The organism is Methanoregula sp., from assembly GCA_026625165.1.
In the GTDB taxonomy this organism is placed as follows: domain Archaea; phylum Halobacteriota; class Methanomicrobia; order Methanomicrobiales; family Methanospirillaceae; genus MVRE01.
In genome coordinates this window covers 1-16,610 of the sequence record CP112999.1, presented here as the reverse complement: position 1 = coordinate 16,610, position 16,610 = coordinate 1, and the positions used below count along the sequence as shown (strand labels likewise).

At 53.2% G+C, this 16,610-nt stretch carries 19 protein-coding genes; 5 read left to right on the top strand and 14 right to left on the bottom strand.

Translation table 11 applies throughout. The annotated features are described in order from the left end of the window. Window positions 1–361: 361 nt before the first annotated feature. From OS112_00095 to OS112_00080, 4 genes are all read left to right on the top strand, one after another. Window positions 362–2,671, top strand: coding sequence for an arginine decarboxylase (locus OS112_00095; GenBank protein ID WAC05061.1), 2,310 nt, complete (start codon window positions 362–364; stop codon window positions 2,669–2,671). After that, entirely contained in the window at window positions 2,668–4,095 is a 1,428-nt protein-coding gene (locus OS112_00090) for an amino acid permease (protein WAC05060.1), read from the top strand. The genes OS112_00095 and OS112_00090 overlap by 4 nt, the downstream gene beginning before the upstream one ends. 116 nt (window positions 4,096–4,211) lie before the next feature. Further along, window positions 4,212–4,925 carry a DNA alkylation repair protein gene (locus OS112_00085; GenBank protein WAC05059.1) on the top strand — a complete coding sequence of 238 codons (714 nt, stop codon included), beginning with the start codon at window positions 4,212–4,214 and terminating at the stop codon, window positions 4,923–4,925. 24 nt (window positions 4,926–4,949) lie between these two features. Continuing rightward, window positions 4,950–5,348, top strand: coding sequence for a DUF3795 domain-containing protein (locus tag OS112_00080; protein ID WAC05058.1), 399 nt, complete (start codon window positions 4,950–4,952; stop codon window positions 5,346–5,348). Window positions 5,349–5,356: 8 nt separating this feature from the next. Here OS112_00080 and OS112_00075 read toward each other — a convergent pair whose 3' ends face one another. The 5 genes from OS112_00075 to OS112_00055 all read right to left on the bottom strand — a co-directional run bounded on the left by OS112_00075 (window position 5,357) and on the right by OS112_00055 (window position 7,944). Next, window positions 5,357–5,641 carry an AAA family ATPase gene (locus tag OS112_00075; protein WAC05057.1) on the bottom strand — a complete coding sequence of 95 codons (285 nt, stop codon included), beginning with the start codon at window positions 5,639–5,641 and terminating at the stop codon, window positions 5,357–5,359. Further along, a complete protein-coding gene (locus OS112_00070; GenBank protein WAC05056.1) occupies window positions 5,622–6,101 on the bottom strand; it encodes an AAA family ATPase in 480 nt (159 codons plus the stop codon). The genes OS112_00075 and OS112_00070 overlap by 20 nt, the downstream gene beginning before the upstream one ends. A gap of 215 nt (window positions 6,102–6,316) precedes the next feature. Then, a complete protein-coding gene (locus OS112_00065; protein WAC05055.1) occupies window positions 6,317–6,604 on the bottom strand; it encodes a DUF2769 domain-containing protein in 288 nt (95 codons plus the stop codon). Between the two features lie 102 nt (window positions 6,605–6,706). After that, entirely contained in the window at window positions 6,707–7,072 is a 366-nt protein-coding gene (locus tag OS112_00060; GenBank protein WAC05054.1) for a hypothetical protein, read from the bottom strand. Window positions 7,073–7,266: 194 nt separating this feature from the next. Then, entirely contained in the window at window positions 7,267–7,944 is a 678-nt protein-coding gene (locus OS112_00055) for a methyltransferase domain-containing protein (protein ID WAC05053.1), read from the bottom strand. Window positions 7,945–8,009: 65 nt separating this feature from the next. On the opposite strand from OS112_00055, the gene OS112_00050 reads away from it, so the two are divergent. Further along, window positions 8,010–8,252, top strand: a complete 243-nt coding sequence (locus tag OS112_00050) for a DUF504 domain-containing protein (protein WAC05052.1) — start codon at window positions 8,010–8,012, stop codon at window positions 8,250–8,252. Window positions 8,253–8,408: 156 nt separating this feature from the next. On the opposite strand, the gene pdxT is transcribed toward OS112_00050, so the two are convergent. The 9 genes from pdxT to OS112_00005 form a co-directional block, all read right to left on the bottom strand. Continuing rightward, window positions 8,409–8,999 carry a pyridoxal 5'-phosphate synthase glutaminase subunit PdxT gene (gene pdxT / locus OS112_00045; GenBank protein ID WAC05051.1) on the bottom strand — a complete coding sequence of 197 codons (591 nt, stop codon included), beginning with the start codon at window positions 8,997–8,999 and terminating at the stop codon, window positions 8,409–8,411. Continuing rightward, window positions 8,989–9,885 carry a pyridoxal 5'-phosphate synthase lyase subunit PdxS gene (gene pdxS, locus OS112_00040; protein ID WAC05050.1) on the bottom strand — a complete coding sequence of 299 codons (897 nt, stop codon included), beginning with the start codon at window positions 9,883–9,885 and terminating at the stop codon, window positions 8,989–8,991. The genes pdxT and pdxS overlap by 11 nt, the downstream gene beginning before the upstream one ends. Continuing rightward, on the bottom strand, window positions 9,882–10,829 hold the full coding sequence (cbiB, locus tag OS112_00035; protein WAC05049.1) for an adenosylcobinamide-phosphate synthase CbiB: 948 nt from the start codon (window positions 10,827–10,829) through the stop codon (window positions 9,882–9,884). The genes pdxS and cbiB overlap by 4 nt, the downstream gene beginning before the upstream one ends. Further along, window positions 10,808–11,380 carry a hypothetical protein gene (locus tag OS112_00030; protein ID WAC05048.1) on the bottom strand — a complete coding sequence of 191 codons (573 nt, stop codon included), beginning with the start codon at window positions 11,378–11,380 and terminating at the stop codon, window positions 10,808–10,810. Before OS112_00030 ends, cbiB begins: the two co-directional genes overlap by 22 nt. A gap of 11 nt (window positions 11,381–11,391) precedes the next feature. Beyond that, window positions 11,392–11,574, bottom strand: a complete 183-nt coding sequence (locus OS112_00025) for a methytransferase partner Trm112 (GenBank protein WAC05047.1) — start codon at window positions 11,572–11,574, stop codon at window positions 11,392–11,394. Then, the gene (locus tag OS112_00020; GenBank protein WAC05046.1) at window positions 11,571–12,584 is read right to left on the bottom strand and encodes an adenylosuccinate synthetase; all 1,014 of its coding nucleotides are present in this window, start codon (window positions 12,582–12,584) and stop codon (window positions 11,571–11,573) included. Before OS112_00020 ends, OS112_00025 begins: the two co-directional genes overlap by 4 nt. A 206-nt stretch (window positions 12,585–12,790) precedes the next feature. Further along, on the bottom strand, window positions 12,791–13,948 hold the full coding sequence (locus OS112_00015; GenBank protein ID WAC05045.1) for an aminotransferase class I/II-fold pyridoxal phosphate-dependent enzyme: 1,158 nt from the start codon (window positions 13,946–13,948) through the stop codon (window positions 12,791–12,793). A 9-nt stretch (window positions 13,949–13,957) separates the two neighbouring features. After that, entirely contained in the window at window positions 13,958–14,449 is a 492-nt protein-coding gene (locus tag OS112_00010; GenBank protein ID WAC05044.1) for an Lrp/AsnC family transcriptional regulator, read from the bottom strand. 6 nt (window positions 14,450–14,455) lie between these two features. Then, entirely contained in the window at window positions 14,456–15,748 is a 1,293-nt protein-coding gene (locus OS112_00005; GenBank protein ID WAC05043.1) for an ORC1-type DNA replication protein, read from the bottom strand. Window positions 15,749–16,610: the final 862 nt, after the last annotated feature.

Genomic DNA, 16,610 nt, shown 5'->3' with positions numbered 1-16,610 from the left:
CGGTTGTGCAGAGGGGGAGCCCTTCTCTTTGAACCACGAAAGGTTAAATACCGATTCTATTGATGTTCTACTAATCGGGGATAGCCGGCGGATAATCCGAATGTATTTCTTCAACAACCAGTCATTGCCCACAAAATCGCTTCAGGCATTTCTCGCAGTTCCTACATTTCTTACGTAACAGGTATCCGGCACAAGCTCAGGCAAACCACCGGATCAGGCAAAGAAACCCGTCGGATCGTCGAGAAGAGACATCAGGAGGAGACGGGATAAGAATGAACGATTCGGTTTTTTGCACATATGGTTCCTGCAGTTCCGGCATAATCGGCCGGGGGATCCGGCAGGCCTGCAAGGAGGATTTTTTATGAACCCTGAAGAACAGCTGACGATCGCGGTCATCGATGATGTCCACAAGACCGATACCCCGCAGGGGCGTGCCATCCAGCGCATCATTGACGGCGTGAAGGGATTTGGCATCCGGGTCGGGGAAGTCGCATCGCCCGCAGATGCAAGGGCGGCGTATGCCGCGCTGCCGGAGCTCGATTGTATACTCATCAACTGGAACCTGGGCGGGGATACAAAGAAGAAACACAAGGAAACAGCCGACCTCATCCATGACCTCCGGAAGATCAACGAAACGATCCCGGTATTTCTCATGGCCGAGCCGCCAAAGGAGTCCGCACACCTCCCGCCCGTCCATCTCGTGAGAGAGATCAGCGAGTACATCTGGGTGATGGAGGATACGCCGGAGTTCATCGCCGGCAGGATCACTGCTGCCGCAAAGCGGTACCGGGACCGGATCCTCCCCCCGTTCTTTGGCGAACTTGTACGGTTCTCCCGTGACTTCGAGTATTCGTGGCACACCCCGGGCCATGCCGGCGGGACGGCATTCAGGAAATCACCGGCGGGACGGGCGTTTTTCAAGTTCTTTGGCGAACAGCTCTTCAGGTCGGACCTCTCCATCTCTGTCGGGGAGCTCGGCTCGCTCCTTGACCATTCGGGGCCGGTCGGCGAAGCGGAGAAGTACGCAGCCAAGGTGTTTGGCGCTGACATGACCTATTTTGTCACAAACGGGACCTCCACGGCAAACAAGATCGTATTCTTCGGGCGGGTAACAAAGGACGATGTCGTCCTTGTAGACCGGAACTGCCACAAATCCGCCGAACATGCACTCACGATGACCCACTCGGTCGCAGTTTACATGATCCCGACGAGGAACAGGTACGGCATCATCGGGCCGATCCCCCCGGACGAAATGGCTCCCGGGGCGCTCAAGGCAAAGATTGCCGCATGCCCGTTATCAAAGACGGCATCCGGCAAAAAGCCAGTCCATGCTATCATAACAAACTCCACCTACGACGGGCTCTGCTACAATGCCTCACACGTTGAGGAACTGCTGGGAAAGAGCGTGGACACCATCCACTTTGACGAGGCGTGGTACGGCTACGCACGGTTCAACCCACTCTACCGCGACCGGTTTGCGATGCGGGACGGGGCCAAGAGCAGCAGGGGACCGACAGTCTTTGCGACCCAGTCCACCCATAAACTTCTTGCAGCACTCTCGCAGGCATCCATGATCCATATCAGGAACGGCAGAGTTCCCATGGAACACGGGCGGTTCAACGAGGGGTTCATGATGCACACCTCCACCTCCCCGCTCTATACCATCATCGCATCGCTGGATGTCTCCTCAAAGATGATGGACGGCGCATCAGGAAAGGTGCTTACTACCGAAAGCATCGAAGAAGCGATCCGGTTCCGGCGGACGATGGCACGCATCATGCAGGAGGTCGGGACAAAGAAGACAAAAAAGGACTGGTGGTTCCCGATGTGGCAGCCGGACACTGTTACCGATCCCAAAACCGGGAAACCCGTGTCCTTTGCCGATGCCCACCTCGACACGCTCCGCGATAACCCCTCGTGCTGGGTCCTTCACCCCGGTGAGACATGGCACGGTTTTCCAGACCTCCCGGACAATTACTGCATGCTCGACCCTATCAAGGTGACCGTGCTCATGCCCGGAGTCAACGATGGCGGGACCCTTGCCACATGGGGCATCCCGGCGGCTATTGTCGTAAAATTCCTTGACACGCGGGGGATCATCAATGAAAAATCCGGCGATTATTCCATCCTGTTTCTCTTCTCGATGGGTATTACGAAGGGCAAATGGGGGACGCTTATCACCGAGCTCTTCGAGTTCAAACGATTATATGATGAAAAAGCCCCGCTTGAGGAGGTTTTCCCGGATCTCATCAAGGGATACCCGGACCGGTACGGTGGCATGACGCTCAAAGACCTTGCAGATGAGATGCATGCATTCAAAAAAGAACACAGGATGTGCGAACTCCTCCAGGAAGCGTTCTCGCTCCTGCCGGAGCCGGCTGTCACCTATGTCGAAGCATTCAGGGACCTCGTGCACAACGAGGTCGAACACATACCGGTTGCAAAGGCAGCTGACCATGTCGTTGCGACCGGGATCGTCCCGTACCCACCGGGTATCCCCATACTCACCCCGGGTGAGCGGACCGGCAGGCGGGATGGCCCGGTGCTCCAGTACCTGATTGCCTTACAGGACTTCGATAACCGCTTCCCCGGCTTTTCGCATGATATCCATGGCATCGAAATGATCAACGGTGAGTACAGGATGTATTGCACAAAGGAGCGGAAGAGATGAGCGATACTGATGCGGCAGAAGGAAAAGCCCCGTCGGGAAAGATCCTTGGTGTCTTTGCGCTCGCGATGATCAACGTCGCGGCAGTACTGTCTATTCGGAATTTCCCGTCGATGGCAGAGTACGGGTGGTCGAGTATCGGGTGGTACATCTTAGGTACGGTTCTCTTCCTTATCCCCATCTCGCTTGCAGGTGCGGAACTTGCGACCGGCTGGCCTGAGGGCGGGGGTATCTACGCCTGGGTCAAACAGGCATTTGGCGACAAGGGCGGGTTTACCGCGCTCTTCTGCGAGTGGTCCAACAACCTTGTCTGGTTCCCTACCGTCCTGTCATTTATCGCATCCACCCTTGCCTTTGCCCTGACCCCGGACCTTGCAAACAACCACATATACATGTTCTCAGTGATGATGATTGCGTTCTGGGGGACAACTCTGATCGCCTATTTCGGCCCTGATGTTTCCACAAAGTTTGGCAACATCGGCGTCATCCTCGGGAGCATCATCCCCTCAATCCTGATCATATTCCTTGGTATCTGGTGGTTTTCTTCCGGCTCCGCAATCGTCCTGCCGCCGTTCTCACCGGCAGCAATGGTCCCGGCAATCAGCCTTGCCACGCTGCCGTTCTTCTCAACCATCATCCTGCTCTTTGCCGGCATGGAGATGGCAGGGTTCCATGCACTTGAAACAAAGAACCCGCAGAAGGACTACCCGGTGGCAATGGCGTTTTCCGCTGTTATCATCTTCATCTGTACGGTCTTTGCAACGCTTGCCATCGCCTTTGTAATACCTACTGATAAACTGAACCTCGCTTCCGGGGTTATGCAGGCGATCCAGTACTTCTTTGAAGCCGCCGGGCTCTCACAATATGTAGCCCCGATGGCTGTCCTGATCACGATTGGCGGCGTTGTATCGCTTGCAGCATGGCTGATTGGCCCGGCACTGGGCTTGGGCGTGGTCGCCGAGGAGGGCAACATGCCCCCGGTATTTGACCGCACAAACAAGTACGGGGCGCCGGTGGCGATCCTTGTCATGCAGGCGCTGATCGGTTCGGGGATATCGCTCCTGTATGTGTTCCTCCCGTCGGTCAACCAGGCGTACTGGATCTTGTCGGCGATGACAACCGAGCTGCTCTGTATCGTGTATTTCTTTGTCTTTGCGGCATTGATCAAGCTCCGGTATACAAAACCTGACGTGCCGCGACCGTTCAGGATCCCCGGCGGGATGGCGGGGGTCTGGCTGGTGGGGGGACTTGGCCTGTTTGGCGTCTGTTTTGCCTTTATCGTTGGACTCATGCCACCCTCCTTCTTCCCCAACGCCCCGGTCTATATTGGTGCAGTGCTGCTAGGAACGTTCCTGCTCGCGGTGCCGCCGATGATCTTTTTAAAATTCAAGAAACCGGAGTGGGGCAGGAAACCTGTAAAGGAATAAATGCAATTTTATCATCTTTTTTTCTCGACTGAATAGTACTGGTACAGCTCCTGTCTGGATTTCCTTGGAAGATATTTTACGTATCTTTTATGCCGGTCCCCACCCCATTTTTACCCATGGACCCGCTCATCACCCAAATCCGAAATGAACTCATAAGGAACGCAGATCCAAAGACTCAACAGAATTTCCAGCGGTTTTTTAAGGAGGAGGTCAGGTATTACGGCGTAAAGACCGGGCCAGTTGTAAAAATCGCAAAGAAGTACTGGAACGAGATCAAATCCCGCGACAAGAAAGAGATCTTCTCGCTCTGCGAGGAACTCTACAAATCCGGCTACTGCGAGGAGGCGTTTGTCGTCTCGACGTGGGCTGCACTCATTTCAAAAAGGTTCGAACCCTCGGACATCCGCACGCTCCGGCACTTCATCGACAGCTACATCACCAACTGGGCTGCCTGCGACGGGTTATGCAACCATGCCGTCGGGAACTTTATTGAGAAATACCCTGAGTACGTGAAGGAACTGAAAGACTGGACGAGGTCAGAGAACCGGTGGGTGCGCCGGGCGGCGGCAGTATCGCTGATTGTGCCGGCAAAACACGGGAAATTTTTTGACGATGTCCTGGAAATTGCTGATCTGCTCCTGACCGATAACGACGACATGGTGCAGAAAGGTTATGGCTGGATGCTCAAGGAGGCAAGCCGGCAGCACCAGCAGGAAGTGTTCGATTATATCATGAGAAATAAGAAAGCAATGCCACGGACAGCGCTCCGGTATGCTATTGAGCTGATGCCAAAGGATCTGAAGGCAGAGGCTATGAGGAAGGACTGGTGATACAATCGATATATGAGTAGTATCATGACACCGCCCTATCTTGATACCATCGGCATGTGTGGCGTTTACTGCTCTCTTGCATCCTGCTTTCGGACCGGACGGTGTCGTGGCTGCTGGTCAGACAATCCCCGCCAGCCACGCACCTCCAAATGGAAGTGCCGGATCCGCACCTGCGTTCTTGAGAGAAGGCTGAACCACTGCGGTAAGTGCAAAGAATTCCCCTGTTCAATCCGAAGAAATCTTGACAAACGATATCTTGACGCTTATTGTATCGATCTTCAGGAGAATTGCAGGCTCCTTGCTGAGATCGGGCCGGAGGAATGGGTGCAGCAGTCACGGTTAAAGCACATGTGCCCTTCCTGTGGAGAGTGTATCGATCCCTACAAACGCACGTGTTACGGGTGTGGGAAAGTTATAAAATAGCGGGACGTTCAGGTACCGCCCGCGTTCGTCCCGCCCAGATACCGCTCCCGGTTATTGCGGAAATCCTTATAGAGCTGGTAATAATCGGTCTCCTCATACCTGACATTAAGGATCGGGCTGTAATCAAAACTGAAGATATCGGCGTCGGGATATGCGAGCAGGATAGGCGAATGGGAGGCGATAATGAACTGGACGTTCCCGGCCGAGCTCATTTCCCGCAACAGGTCCAGTAATGCAAGCTGCATTTTCGGGGAGAATGCATTCTCAGGCTCATCAAGGAGATACAGCCCCACTGATCCTGAAACGGTTCTTAAAATATGCCATGTGGCGCTGCCCGTGGGATTTCTTCACCAGCGATTCGCTGCCAAAACTGTTCAAAACACCCGGATCGGCAGCCGCCCATTCGTCGAGGATTTCAGTGAAGTGGCGGAAGAATTCCGATGCAAAGAAAGCTCCCGGCACCTTTTCTTCGTTCCACTCGACCTTTAAGCAGGTATAGAGACCGTCCTCGATTTTATTGTAATGGTATCTCGTCCGTTCTTCATCTTTCCAGATATGGATGTTGCAGCACCTGGCAATTGCCTGTAACAGCGTGGATTTGCCGGTTCCGTTCTCACCGACAAAAAAAGTCACGGGTTTTGTAAATTCAAAGGTTTCTGTTGTATTGAATACGCCAAGACTGAACGGGTAATATTCCAATGTCGGAAATCTGTCCCTGAGAAGATGTATTTTTGTTATATGCACGGTTTTCACTACAATTGTTGTTATTGGCGGTCATAAAACCGCAGCCTGTAAAAATTGGATTTTTTTTAGAATCCGGGCGATCATGCGAAACGGCTCTACAGAAACTCACAGGAGCCGGGCTGCCAGTACACTGGTGATGCTGGTGTTCACGATCTGGTTGATGCCGGTAAAGCAGAATCCAGGGCGACAATTAAAGACTGATGCCTGAAAGGATAATGTGGATATTACATCCCGCGCAGTTCGGGTTCAGACCCGTTGGTACAATAATATGCGTGCTTTAGCCCCAGCATCGGGGTTATCGGGCAGGCCGGACAGATACATCCTGTCTTTGAAAGCGTGCAGGCGCTTTTACCGGTCACACAGTACAGGATCTCCGTCTTTTCCTTTGCGCAATCATTGTAGGTCGGACATTTCCCGCAGATGCACAACACCTTGTTCTTATCCATCATCATCGTGCGTTCTGCATCAGTCATCTTTGCCATTTTCTGCATCATTTCCTCGAATTTGTCCACACAACACCTCTGCCCGGTATACGGGAATACGTGCATATTTCCCACCATGAAATAATAATGCAGCGGTTCGGCCGCCTGTTGTAGGCATTTTCTGATTTTTTTTTAGGGGATTTTGGCAAGGCGTTGCCGGACTATAGTGATGAGGTCCTCGAGCTGGGCACACTGGTTGATCTCATCGGTACTGATGAAATGGAACAGGTCGTTTCCGGTCTGAAGGAATGCAGCAGGAAATGTGGCAGCAACAGAACGGAACTCACGTGCAAACTCATCCCGGGAGAGAAACCTCACCGGTATGCCAAGGTCATGGACAACACGCTTCCATTCTTTCTTCATGCCAATCGGGCTGAAGGTAAGGGTCCAGAGGTTGCACCGGTCCGTCCCGGTTGTTTCTTGCCTGCTGATCTGGTCCTTCATCCTCGGCAGTATCCCGCTGTCAGCATTATAGACAAAAACAAGTGATCTTCCCATTGGCATATACCAGTCCCTCTCTTTTTCAGGCTTTAAGGCTTGGGATCAGCCGGACTCTCACCTCGAAACAAATTGCAGGGTTGCAGCGCCGGGGTGCCTTGAAACCCGTACGTTCCGGTAAAAAAGCCTTCGTGCAACCGGGTCTCATTTATCGGCCCGTTTTGAAACCTGCCTCACCCACTAATGGCGTCGGTTTATTCCTTCCTGCCCGTCAGCACAACAAAAATCCGGTTCCGGTATACGACATCCACATCAGAAAAACCGCAGTCCCGCAGCCATCCCAGTTGCACGGAAAGTTTCGCGTTCCGATCCAGCTCAGCCCGCCGCTTCAGGATCGCGGCCTGCTCATCTGCACCCAGCGGGCCGTTGCGGACAAATTCATCCCAGTACTGCATATAGTGCCGGTCCAGCGCAGGGGTCTCCCCTGCCGCCTGGTCGGCATTCACAAAAACGCCGCCCGGGTTCAGTGCCATGTAAATCCGCCGGTAAAGGTGCTCCTTGTCCTCGTGTGTGAGATGATGGATCGAGAGCGCAGAACAAATCAGGTCGTACCGGCCTTCAAGACCCGTTTTAACATAATCACCGACAATATAACGGACTTTCGTATTTTTAAAAAAACGCTGTCGTGCAACCTTGAGCATTTCATCGGATATGTCAAGGAGTGTGAGAGCCGCGTCCGGGTATCTCTGCAGCATCAGGGCGCTGAGCAGGCCCGTGCCTGCTCCGATGTCCAGAATCGCCGGGCTGGGCCCAGTCCAGTCCGCCGCCCAGACAGCGGTCCCGTAAAATGTGTCAAGCGCGGGGATCACATATTGCCGTTGGGCGTCATACTCAGATGCGACAGCGTCAAACGCGGTGCGAATGTGTTCCATGATGCAGGATTCCTTTTTCCTGATATGTGGTGCACACTATGTAATCAATTCAGTGCTGGTGGCCAATGCTGACAAGCCATGAACTTCTCTTGAAATACTGGCACGATGCACGATATGATTTTTCAGATTTGCTTATATGGTATGTTGACCGGGGTGCACCCGGAGACCGCTCATGTGTCAGGGGCAGAGAAATACGCACCCTCGGACCTTATTATTTCGAGATCCAAATGGAATCCGGTGCAAAATATATCCCCTATCACCGGATACGGAAGATCCTGTATGACAACGAAACCATATGGGAAAGATAAAAGGGAACGATAAACCCCTCTTTTCCTGATCAGGTCTCCTGAAAATAATCAGGCCGTATTAGTCCGGGGAAAGGATGGCGCTTCTTTTTTGCCGCCATTCAAAGAGCATGATCTAGGGGAGAGATAATGGTTTTTGGTTGTATCCGGATGGATGTGTTATAATACCTGTTTTGTTAAAAAGCGCTCATGCAGCCGGGTATCACTGACAAGTTCCGGGTGGAACGCAAGCGCCATGTGTTTCCCCTGCTCTACAGCAACAATTCCCTGGCTGATGCGGGCAAGCACATGCACACCGGTACCTGCATCTGTTGCAACCGGCGCCCGGATGAAGATGGCATGGAACGGCCCACCTACAATCCCCTGCACGAAGAGATCTGCCTCAAATGAATCCTTCTGGCGTCCGAATGCATTCCTGTCGACGGCCATATCAATGAGCCCGAGCGGGCGGACGCGGGGATCGTCCACACGGGTTGCCATGAGCACCATCCCTGCACAGGTCGCAAAAATGCCCCCGGAAAAGTTCCGGATAGGTTCATAGAGCTGGTTCTTTTCAATCAGCCGGGAAATTGTTGTGGACTCGCCACCAGGAATAGCAAGCGCATCGCACCCGGATATCTCTTTAGCTTTTTTAACTGGAAAAACAAAGGAATGGGGCGCCTGCCCTGTGCGCCCGAGAGCACACACGAACGCATCGATGTGCTCGCTCACATTACCCTGCAGGGCCAGCACGCCGATCCTAACGCCCACGGTACTGCAGCACCTCGTCCTCGCGCAGCGTGTGGACATCGAGCCCGGGCATTGCGTCACCGAGCCCCCTGCTGACAGAGGCGATGACTTTTGCGTCCTCGTAATGGTTGACCGCTTCGACGATCGCTTTTGCCATCTTCTGGGGGTTTGAGGACTTGAAAATCCCGGAGCCGACAAATACGCCATCTGCACCAAGCTGCATCATGAGCCCTGCATCTGCAGGTGTGGCGATCCCACCCGCGGAGAAGTTTACTACCGGGAGCCTGCCGCGTTCGGAGCATTCGATGACAAGCTCGGCCGGTGCTTCGATATCGCGGGCATAATCAGTCATCTCCTGCTTGTCCATCCCTTTAAGGGCCCGGATTGACCCCATGATCGCACGCATGTGCCGGACTGCTTCGACAACATTGCCCGTGCCTGCCTCTCCTTTTGTCCGGATCATCGCTGCACCCTCGTGAATCCTTCGCAGCGCCTCGCCGAGGTCGCGCGCACCACAGACGAAGGGGACAGTGAATTTTTTCTTATCGATATGGTATTGTTCGTCTGCCGGTGTCAGCACCTCGCTCTCGTCGATCATGTCAACGCCAAGGGTCTCCAGCACCTGCGCCTCGACAAAATGGCCGATCCGCACCTTGCCCATCACCGGAATAGAGACCGCATCGATGATCTCTGCCACGATCTGGGGGTCTGCCATGCGGGCGACCCCCCCTGTCTTCCGGATATCGGCTGGCACCCGCTCCAATGCCATGACTGCCACGGCACCCGCCTCCTCGGCAATCTTTGCCTGCCCGGCATTGACGACATCCATGATAACGCCCCCCTTCTGCATGGATGCAAAGCCGCGCTTGAGAAGCTCGGTCCCGAACCTTAGTTCCTCAAGTTTCATATGCCCATACTATTGATCCATGTTCCCAATAAAATCAGAGTACAAGCGGCAGCAAGAGCCGCCATCAGCGTAACCGCACGGACCGCCCTTAAAATCTCCCTGCCGCCCTCTTCAAGAGACCGTTCACCGTCACCGATGGTGTACACACCGGGCTTTTCGAACCTGACCCCTGCCCCGCCCGCCATCGCTGCCATTACGATCCCGCCATTGAAGCCGGGGCGGTGCGCCCCGTCACGCCGCATCATGTGATAGGATGGCGTTAACCTGCCCCGGCAGGCAAAATAGACAAAAAGGAGGATGACCGTGACCCGGGCCGGGATCCAGTTGAGGATGTCGTCCATCCGGGCAGAAAACCAGCCGAGCCGTTCCCGCTCGTCGCGGTACCCGAGCATCGCATCCATCGTATTTGCCGCACGGTACACCGCTGCCCCGGCAAGCCCGAAGAGTGAGTACCAGAAAAACGGGGAGACGATGCTGTCGGTAAGGTTCTCGGCCAGTGACTCGTAGGCAGCAGAAAGGATCTGGTCCGTGTCAAGGGTTGCTGTATCCCGGGAGACAAGCATCCGCACCCGGACTCTCCCGGCGTCCGCTCCATCTTTGAGCGCTTCGATTACAGCACCTGCATGTTCCTCAAGAGACCGCCAGGCAAAACAGTACTTGAGCAGGAACGGTGCAATAAGAAGATACAGGTACCAGGGTGCGAATTTCCCGAAAAGGAAGACGGGGACTGCAACGACTGTCACCGTCACAACCCAGAGGACTGCACCGGTGGCGCGTTGCAGGCCCGCATCGTATCGCCCGGGTTTTCCCCACCATGCGATAAACCGGCCGATGAGGGCAACCGGGTGGAGTGGCGAGTGCGGATCCCCGATACACCGGTCGATGATAAGAGCAGCAGCGAGCACGAATACCGGGAGCGCTATCACAGGGTCTGCCGGTACCATGTATAGACAGCCCCGATGATCAGCGTGAGAAATGAGGCCGTGTTGAGGAGATCGATCTTCAGGTACAGCCAGGCAGAATACAGTATGAGGGCAATCCCCATGGATATCATGAGGGGGTGCGGGCGGCCGCGGGCAACCGGCTGCAGTGGCGGTTCCCGGATCCTCTGTGATGCGGGCTGGAGGAGCCCGCGGACAACTTCGACACGGAACGTTGCCTTCATCACGCCATACCCGGTGATGATCTCGATGTCAAAGAACCCTGCGGGGCAGTCCGGGTTTATGGAGATCGAGAAGTGCGTCTCATCGACAATATAGAGGTTTTCGTGAAAAAAGGAGGTATACATCCCGGCATTTGAGGTGGTGATCGTGATATGGATCGGTGATCCGCGGTTTAAAAATTTTAATGTCAGGATACCCCCGATCTCCACGTTGACAGGTCCTTTCGGGACCTCGATGGCATTGATCCCGCTCCTGTTTAAGTAAATATCATACGCGTTGTCCGGTGCTCCCTGCCCCTGCAGGACGGAGGCAACAGACAACGGCAGCGACATGTAAACACCTGTTATTCGTTGAGGGGGCGGGGAAGGAGATCGGGGATGCCTTCATGTATGGGGTAATCGACCCCGCACTTTTTACAGGCAAGCACTCCCTCAAGGATCTCGTGCTCGTTCTCTTCGCCAACAGTGAGCCCGAGGTCTCCCTTGCAGACGGGGCAGCAGAGAATATCGAGGAGCTTGCGCCTCATCGGACTTCATCCCTGATATCGATGATCTGGGTGATCTCGGGGCCGGTAGAGATGAGGGTGACGGGGCATCCGATATCTGCTTCAGCCTGTTTTACAAAGTCTTTTGCTTTTTTTGTGAGTTTTTCATATTCGGTCACACCAAAACAGGACTTGTCCACCCTGTCAATTCCCGTGATTGCCGCCTGGGTGCATCCGTTGATCATCGCGGAATACCGTGCCATCCCGCCGTCCCACCCGCCAATCCTGCGCTTGCGGTGGGTCACCGTGCCAAACTCCTGGATCCCCATCGCATCTGACGTGTCGGCAGTCATCTCGGTGGAGAACGGTCCTTCCCCGACACGGGTCGGGTATGCCTTGAAGACTACGATAACGTCATCGATTTTGGTGGGGCCGACACCGTTGTCCGCCGCGATCTGGGATGCGGATGTATCCTTGCTCGTGACAAACGGGTACGTACCGTAATAGAGCGAGATCCCAAACCCCTGGGTCCCTTCCAGCAGGACGACGTTTCCTGCCTTCAGTTCGTCGTCGATCGCCTTTGGCACATCGAGCAGGTACTCTGCAAGCTCCGGCACATCCTTTGCCTGCGGGGCTACCCGCATCACCCGGTCCGAGTTTGCGGGGCCGCAGCCGGAACCAGTGCTGCCGATCTTCTTTGACAGGTGAGCGCTGCCTTTGTCCCGGGCGATATGGTCCTCGGTTATAATACCGCACCGCCGGTCAACAAAGACCCTTCCCCGGACATTGAGGCGTTCCACCTCCTGTTTGAGGACCCGGGGATCGACGAGTACGCCGCTCCCTATGCAGAGTTTCGCATCCTTGTATACAAAACCTGACGGGACCATCCTGACCCCGTATTCCTTCTCGCCGACTTTTACGGTGTGCCCGGCGTTCGGGCCGACACCGCCGCGGGAAATGATGACGGGTTTGTCCTTGAAAGCGATGTGGGCGACGATCTTGCCCTTCCCCTCATCACCAAAAAAACCACCAACGATAATTGAACAGCTCATTGAGATATCAAGTAGTGTTGGTTGAATCTGGAAATAAAATATCCCTCAGCTAAAATGCGCGAACGGAATGACGCGATAAAAAAAATCAGGGAAATTCCATGAGAACAAGTAAGAAATTGTCGTTTTGGCAGGACATGCAATTTTTTAAAAAAATCCCGGGTTTTTTTAACCGGCAAAATAAGGATCGTTTCCTGCGCCGGACAGGCCTAGAGGTCTGCCATGAATTTTTCTATCCGCCCCAGTGCATCAGTCAGTTGTTTCCGGGAAACTGCATAGGCGCAGCGGAGATGGTCTTTTCCGCCAGCTCCAAACACACTGCCGGGGACAACGGCGACCCTTTGTTCCTTTAAGAGTCGTTCGGCAAATTCCGTATCGGAAAGCCCGGTCTCCTTCACCGATGGGAACGCATAGAACGCCCCGTCCGGAGTATGGCAGGGAAGCCCGATCCGGTTTAAGCCGGCAATAAACATGTTGCGCCGGAGCCGATACTCATCCACCATCCTGTTCTTCTCCTCCTCCGCAGACCGGATCGCCTCAAGCGCCGCAACCTGCCCCATCGCCGGGGCACAGAGCATCACGTACTGGTGAATTTTAAGCGCCGCCTCGCAGAGCGGTTTGGGGGCGCAGAGAAATCCGACACGCCACCCGGTCATCGCATATGCCTTGGAGAACCCGTTGAGCGTGATCGTCCGTTCCCGGAGATCCTGAATAGTCGCGGTGGCGACATGCCTTCCTTCATAGGTAAGCTCTGCATACACCTCGTCGGAAATAAGCAATAGGTCATTGTCGATGACAAGGTCAGCGATTGGCTTGAGATCCTCCTCCCGCATGACGGCCCCTGTCGGGTTGTTGGGGAAATTTATCATGAGCGCCTTGGACTTCCTGGTTATCTTTTCAGCGAGGGTGTCGGAGTTGAGCTTGAAACGGTCTTTTTCCGTGCATTCAACCGGGACGGGAATCCCCCCTGCAAGGGTGACACAGGGCGCATAGGAGACATAACTGGGCTGGGCAATGAGAATTTCATCACCGGGGTCAGTGATTGCACGGATTGAAATGTCCAGGGCTTCCGATACGCCGCTCGTGATGATGATCTCGTCCTCGCTGTCATACTTCAGGCAGTAGTGCTGGTCAAGATACCGGGACAGCGCTTCCCGCAGCGACTGCAGACCTTTGTTTGACGTGTATGAAGTCGACCCCTGCTCGATCGAGTAGATGCTTGATTCACAGATGTTCCACGGGGTGGAAAAATCCGGCTCTCCTACTCCCAGCGATATCACGTCCTGCATCGTGAGTACAAGATCAAAAAATTTTCGGATCCCTGACGGGGGAATTTCCTGCGCACGCCCTGAAATAAAATCTCTCATTTACGCACCTTAAAAAGAGTAGGGCAGCCGTTCCGCTTCCGGTTGTTCAAAAAGTATGTTCCCGTTTTCCTTGTACGGCTTCATGATAATATGCGTCGCCGTCTCGCGGATACGGTCCATCGGTGCAACATGTTCCGAGACAAACCGGGAGACCTCCTGCATATCCTTACCCGTGACAAGGACCTGGAGGTCATACGTGCCCGTGATGAGGCGTACGCTCTTGACCTGGTTAAACCGTGAGAGGCGCTCTGCAATCCGGTCGTAGCCAAAATCGCGTTCGGGGCTGACCTTTAACTCGATGATTGCAGAAACCTGCCCGTTGCCAGCCTTTTCCCAGTTGATGACAGCGGTATACTTCCTGATGATGCGTGCTTCTTCAAGTGCGCAGATTCTGCCGGCAACATCCTTTGCCGGAAGCGTGATCAAATTCGCGATTTCTTCTGGTGAGATCCGCCCGTTCTCTTCGAGAATATGCAGGATTTCGAGATCTTTTTCATCCATTCCACGTCACCTGAACCATGTCTTTAACCATTTTGTTCCCATCTGGGCTACGTCAAGGTCCTTTAACCCGTTCAACCGCGGGTCTTTGAGGACAACTTCGCGGATCTTGCCGGTGTTAGTGTCAAACCACATCTCTTTTGTCCGCCCGTAGCGCCCACGGCTCACCACGCGGGTGTTGATGACACCGAGCATGTTCAACTCTGAAATTAGGTCTGTAATCCGACGGTGGGTGAGCACATCGAGCTGGATTGTCGGCGCAATATCCTGATATATACGTGAAACTTCCCCGCTCGTAAAGATATTCTGTCCGAGCTGCTCTAAGATCAGCATCGAATACAGTATGAGTTTGCTCTGCGTCGGCAGCGTCGAAATGCACTCGATCATGCTGTCGGTTTCCATCTTGGCCTGCGCCTGTTTCGCATGGTCCTCGGTGACCTTTTCCGATTCGTCACGGTCTGCCAGTTCACCTGAAATGCGGAGTAAATCGAGAGCGCGCCGTGCGTCGCCATGTTCCTGTGCGGCAAGGGCGGAACAGAGGCGGATAACCCCCTCCGTGATCGCGCCCGGTACAAATGCTGCCTCCGCGCGCTGCGTAAGGATGTCAACAAGCTGCGGGGCATTATAGGGAGGAAATACAATCTCTTCTTCCGAAAGAGAGGAGAGGACGCGGGGGTCAAGGAAGTCCTTGAAACTCAGGTCATTTGAGATCCCGATAATGCTCACCTTGGAGTTCTTGAGGTCGGAGTTGATACGTGTCAGGTTATAGAGTGTGTCGTCCCCGCTCTTTTTCACCAGCTTGTCAATTTCGTCCAGTACGATAACAAGCACCCCGCCGCGGGAATCGAGCTGGTTCTTGAGTTCGGAATATACCTGGTCGGTGGGCCAGCCGGTCATAGGGATGTGGGTACGGGTCTTGTCGCTGCCCCCTTCATCCACAGGATCAAGGCATTTTGCGATCTGTGCAAGTACACGGTACTGGGTATCGATCACTTCGCAGTTCAGGTGAACAATCTGGCAGCTGGTCCCCATGTTGCTGCTTGCTTTTTCAAGTTCGGTCCCGACATACCGTGCGCATGCGGTCTTTCCTGTGCCGGTCTTGCCGTAGATGAGGATATTTGATGGGGTCTCGTTGCGCAGTGATGGTGCAAGGATAGAGGCAATTTCATCAATCTGGGGTTTGCGGTGGGGAAGGATCTGGGGTCGGTAGGAGTGCCGGAGGACCTCCCGGTCTTTGAATATTTTATTATTCGTCAGGTATTTTTTAAAAAGTCCGGTTGCAGGGTCTTCGATTTCGGGCATAATGTCACTAAGGAGCTGAGACTTGGTGGTTTGAAGTAAAAAATGTGATTGTTTGTTTGATTTATAAACCCCTTTGTTTCCTATGGAACACACTCAAATATTTGGTGATTTTTGCATTTGGGCTCGATTTTAGTAATTTCTGATGTAATATTCTGATAAATTATATTTTAAAGAGTGCTATGGAAAATCAGGAGATTTTGCCTCTCAAAGGAAAAAGAGGGGGACCCCTTTGTTTCGCTTGGAAATGGACGATATTAACCAGACACATCAAAATTTTTTGTTATATCACAAGCATTTGGTAATTCTCTCGTTTATCCTATAAAAATAAATCGAAATTGTTCTGAAAAATTGATTAAAATGGGTGTTTGAAAAGTCTCAACAAACGAATTGATAAGAAGTTACAGAAAACCACATCTCGTCAATTACTCCGCTACTTATCAGGAAAACCAAATTGATATTCTTCTCAACAGGATCCAACAAAGATCCCAATTCCAAGTGTTTATCACATAAATCTGCTGATAGGAAAAACAGTATTTCAGTAATTCTCTTACCGGATAATCCATCAGGACCGGAAAAAAAAAGAATTACCAATTAAAAGTATTCCCGGGACACTCCCAAGTGCCTGTTCGAAACAAGATCAAAAAAACGTATGATGAAAAAAGACCGGTCATTTGATTTTTTATTTAAAGGATGGATTCAGATTATCAATACCAGTGGATTTTGTGATTTGATACTCTAATAAAATGGTAAATATGGACCGTACTGGATTTGATAATTGCAACAGGTGACCAGTCGAACCCCTGTTTAAATCTATAAATAATACTTGCAGGGATCTGGAGCCCCGACGCAGGTTCCAGTGGAA

Coding starts and splice junctions, on each gene's coding strand:
- OS112_00095 (WAC05061.1), top strand. CDS start 362: ATGAACCCTGAAGAACAGCTGACGATCGCGGTCATCGATGATGTCCAC.
- OS112_00090 (WAC05060.1), top strand. CDS start 2,668: ATGAGCGATACTGATGCGGCAGAAGGAAAAGCCCCGTCGGGAAAGATC.
- OS112_00085 (WAC05059.1), top strand. CDS start 4,212: ATGGACCCGCTCATCACCCAAATCCGAAATGAACTCATAAGGAACGCA.
- OS112_00080 (WAC05058.1), top strand. CDS start 4,950: ATGACACCGCCCTATCTTGATACCATCGGCATGTGTGGCGTTTACTGC.
- OS112_00060 (WAC05054.1), bottom strand. CDS start 7,072: ATGGGAAGATCACTTGTTTTTGTCTATAATGCTGACAGCGGGATACTG.
- OS112_00055 (WAC05053.1), bottom strand. CDS start 7,944: ATGGAACACATTCGCACCGCGTTTGACGCTGTCGCATCTGAGTATGAC.
- OS112_00050 (WAC05052.1), top strand. CDS start 8,010: ATGCTGACAAGCCATGAACTTCTCTTGAAATACTGGCACGATGCACGA.
- pdxS (WAC05050.1), bottom strand. CDS start 9,885: ATGAAACTTGAGGAACTAAGGTTCGGGACCGAGCTTCTCAAGCGCGGC.
- cbiB (WAC05049.1), bottom strand. CDS start 10,829: ATGGTACCGGCAGACCCTGTGATAGCGCTCCCGGTATTCGTGCTCGCT.
- OS112_00030 (WAC05048.1), bottom strand. CDS start 11,380: ATGTCGCTGCCGTTGTCTGTTGCCTCCGTCCTGCAGGGGCAGGGAGCA.
- OS112_00025 (WAC05047.1), bottom strand. CDS start 11,574: ATGAGGCGCAAGCTCCTCGATATTCTCTGCTGCCCCGTCTGCAAGGGA.
- OS112_00020 (WAC05046.1), bottom strand. CDS start 12,584: ATGAGCTGTTCAATTATCGTTGGTGGTTTTTTTGGTGATGAGGGGAAG.
- OS112_00015 (WAC05045.1), bottom strand. CDS start 13,948: ATGAGAGATTTTATTTCAGGGCGTGCGCAGGAAATTCCCCCGTCAGGG.
- OS112_00010 (WAC05044.1), bottom strand. CDS start 14,449: ATGGATGAAAAAGATCTCGAAATCCTGCATATTCTCGAAGAGAACGGG.
- OS112_00005 (WAC05043.1), bottom strand. CDS start 15,748: ATGCCCGAAATCGAAGACCCTGCAACCGGACTTTTTAAAAAATACCTG.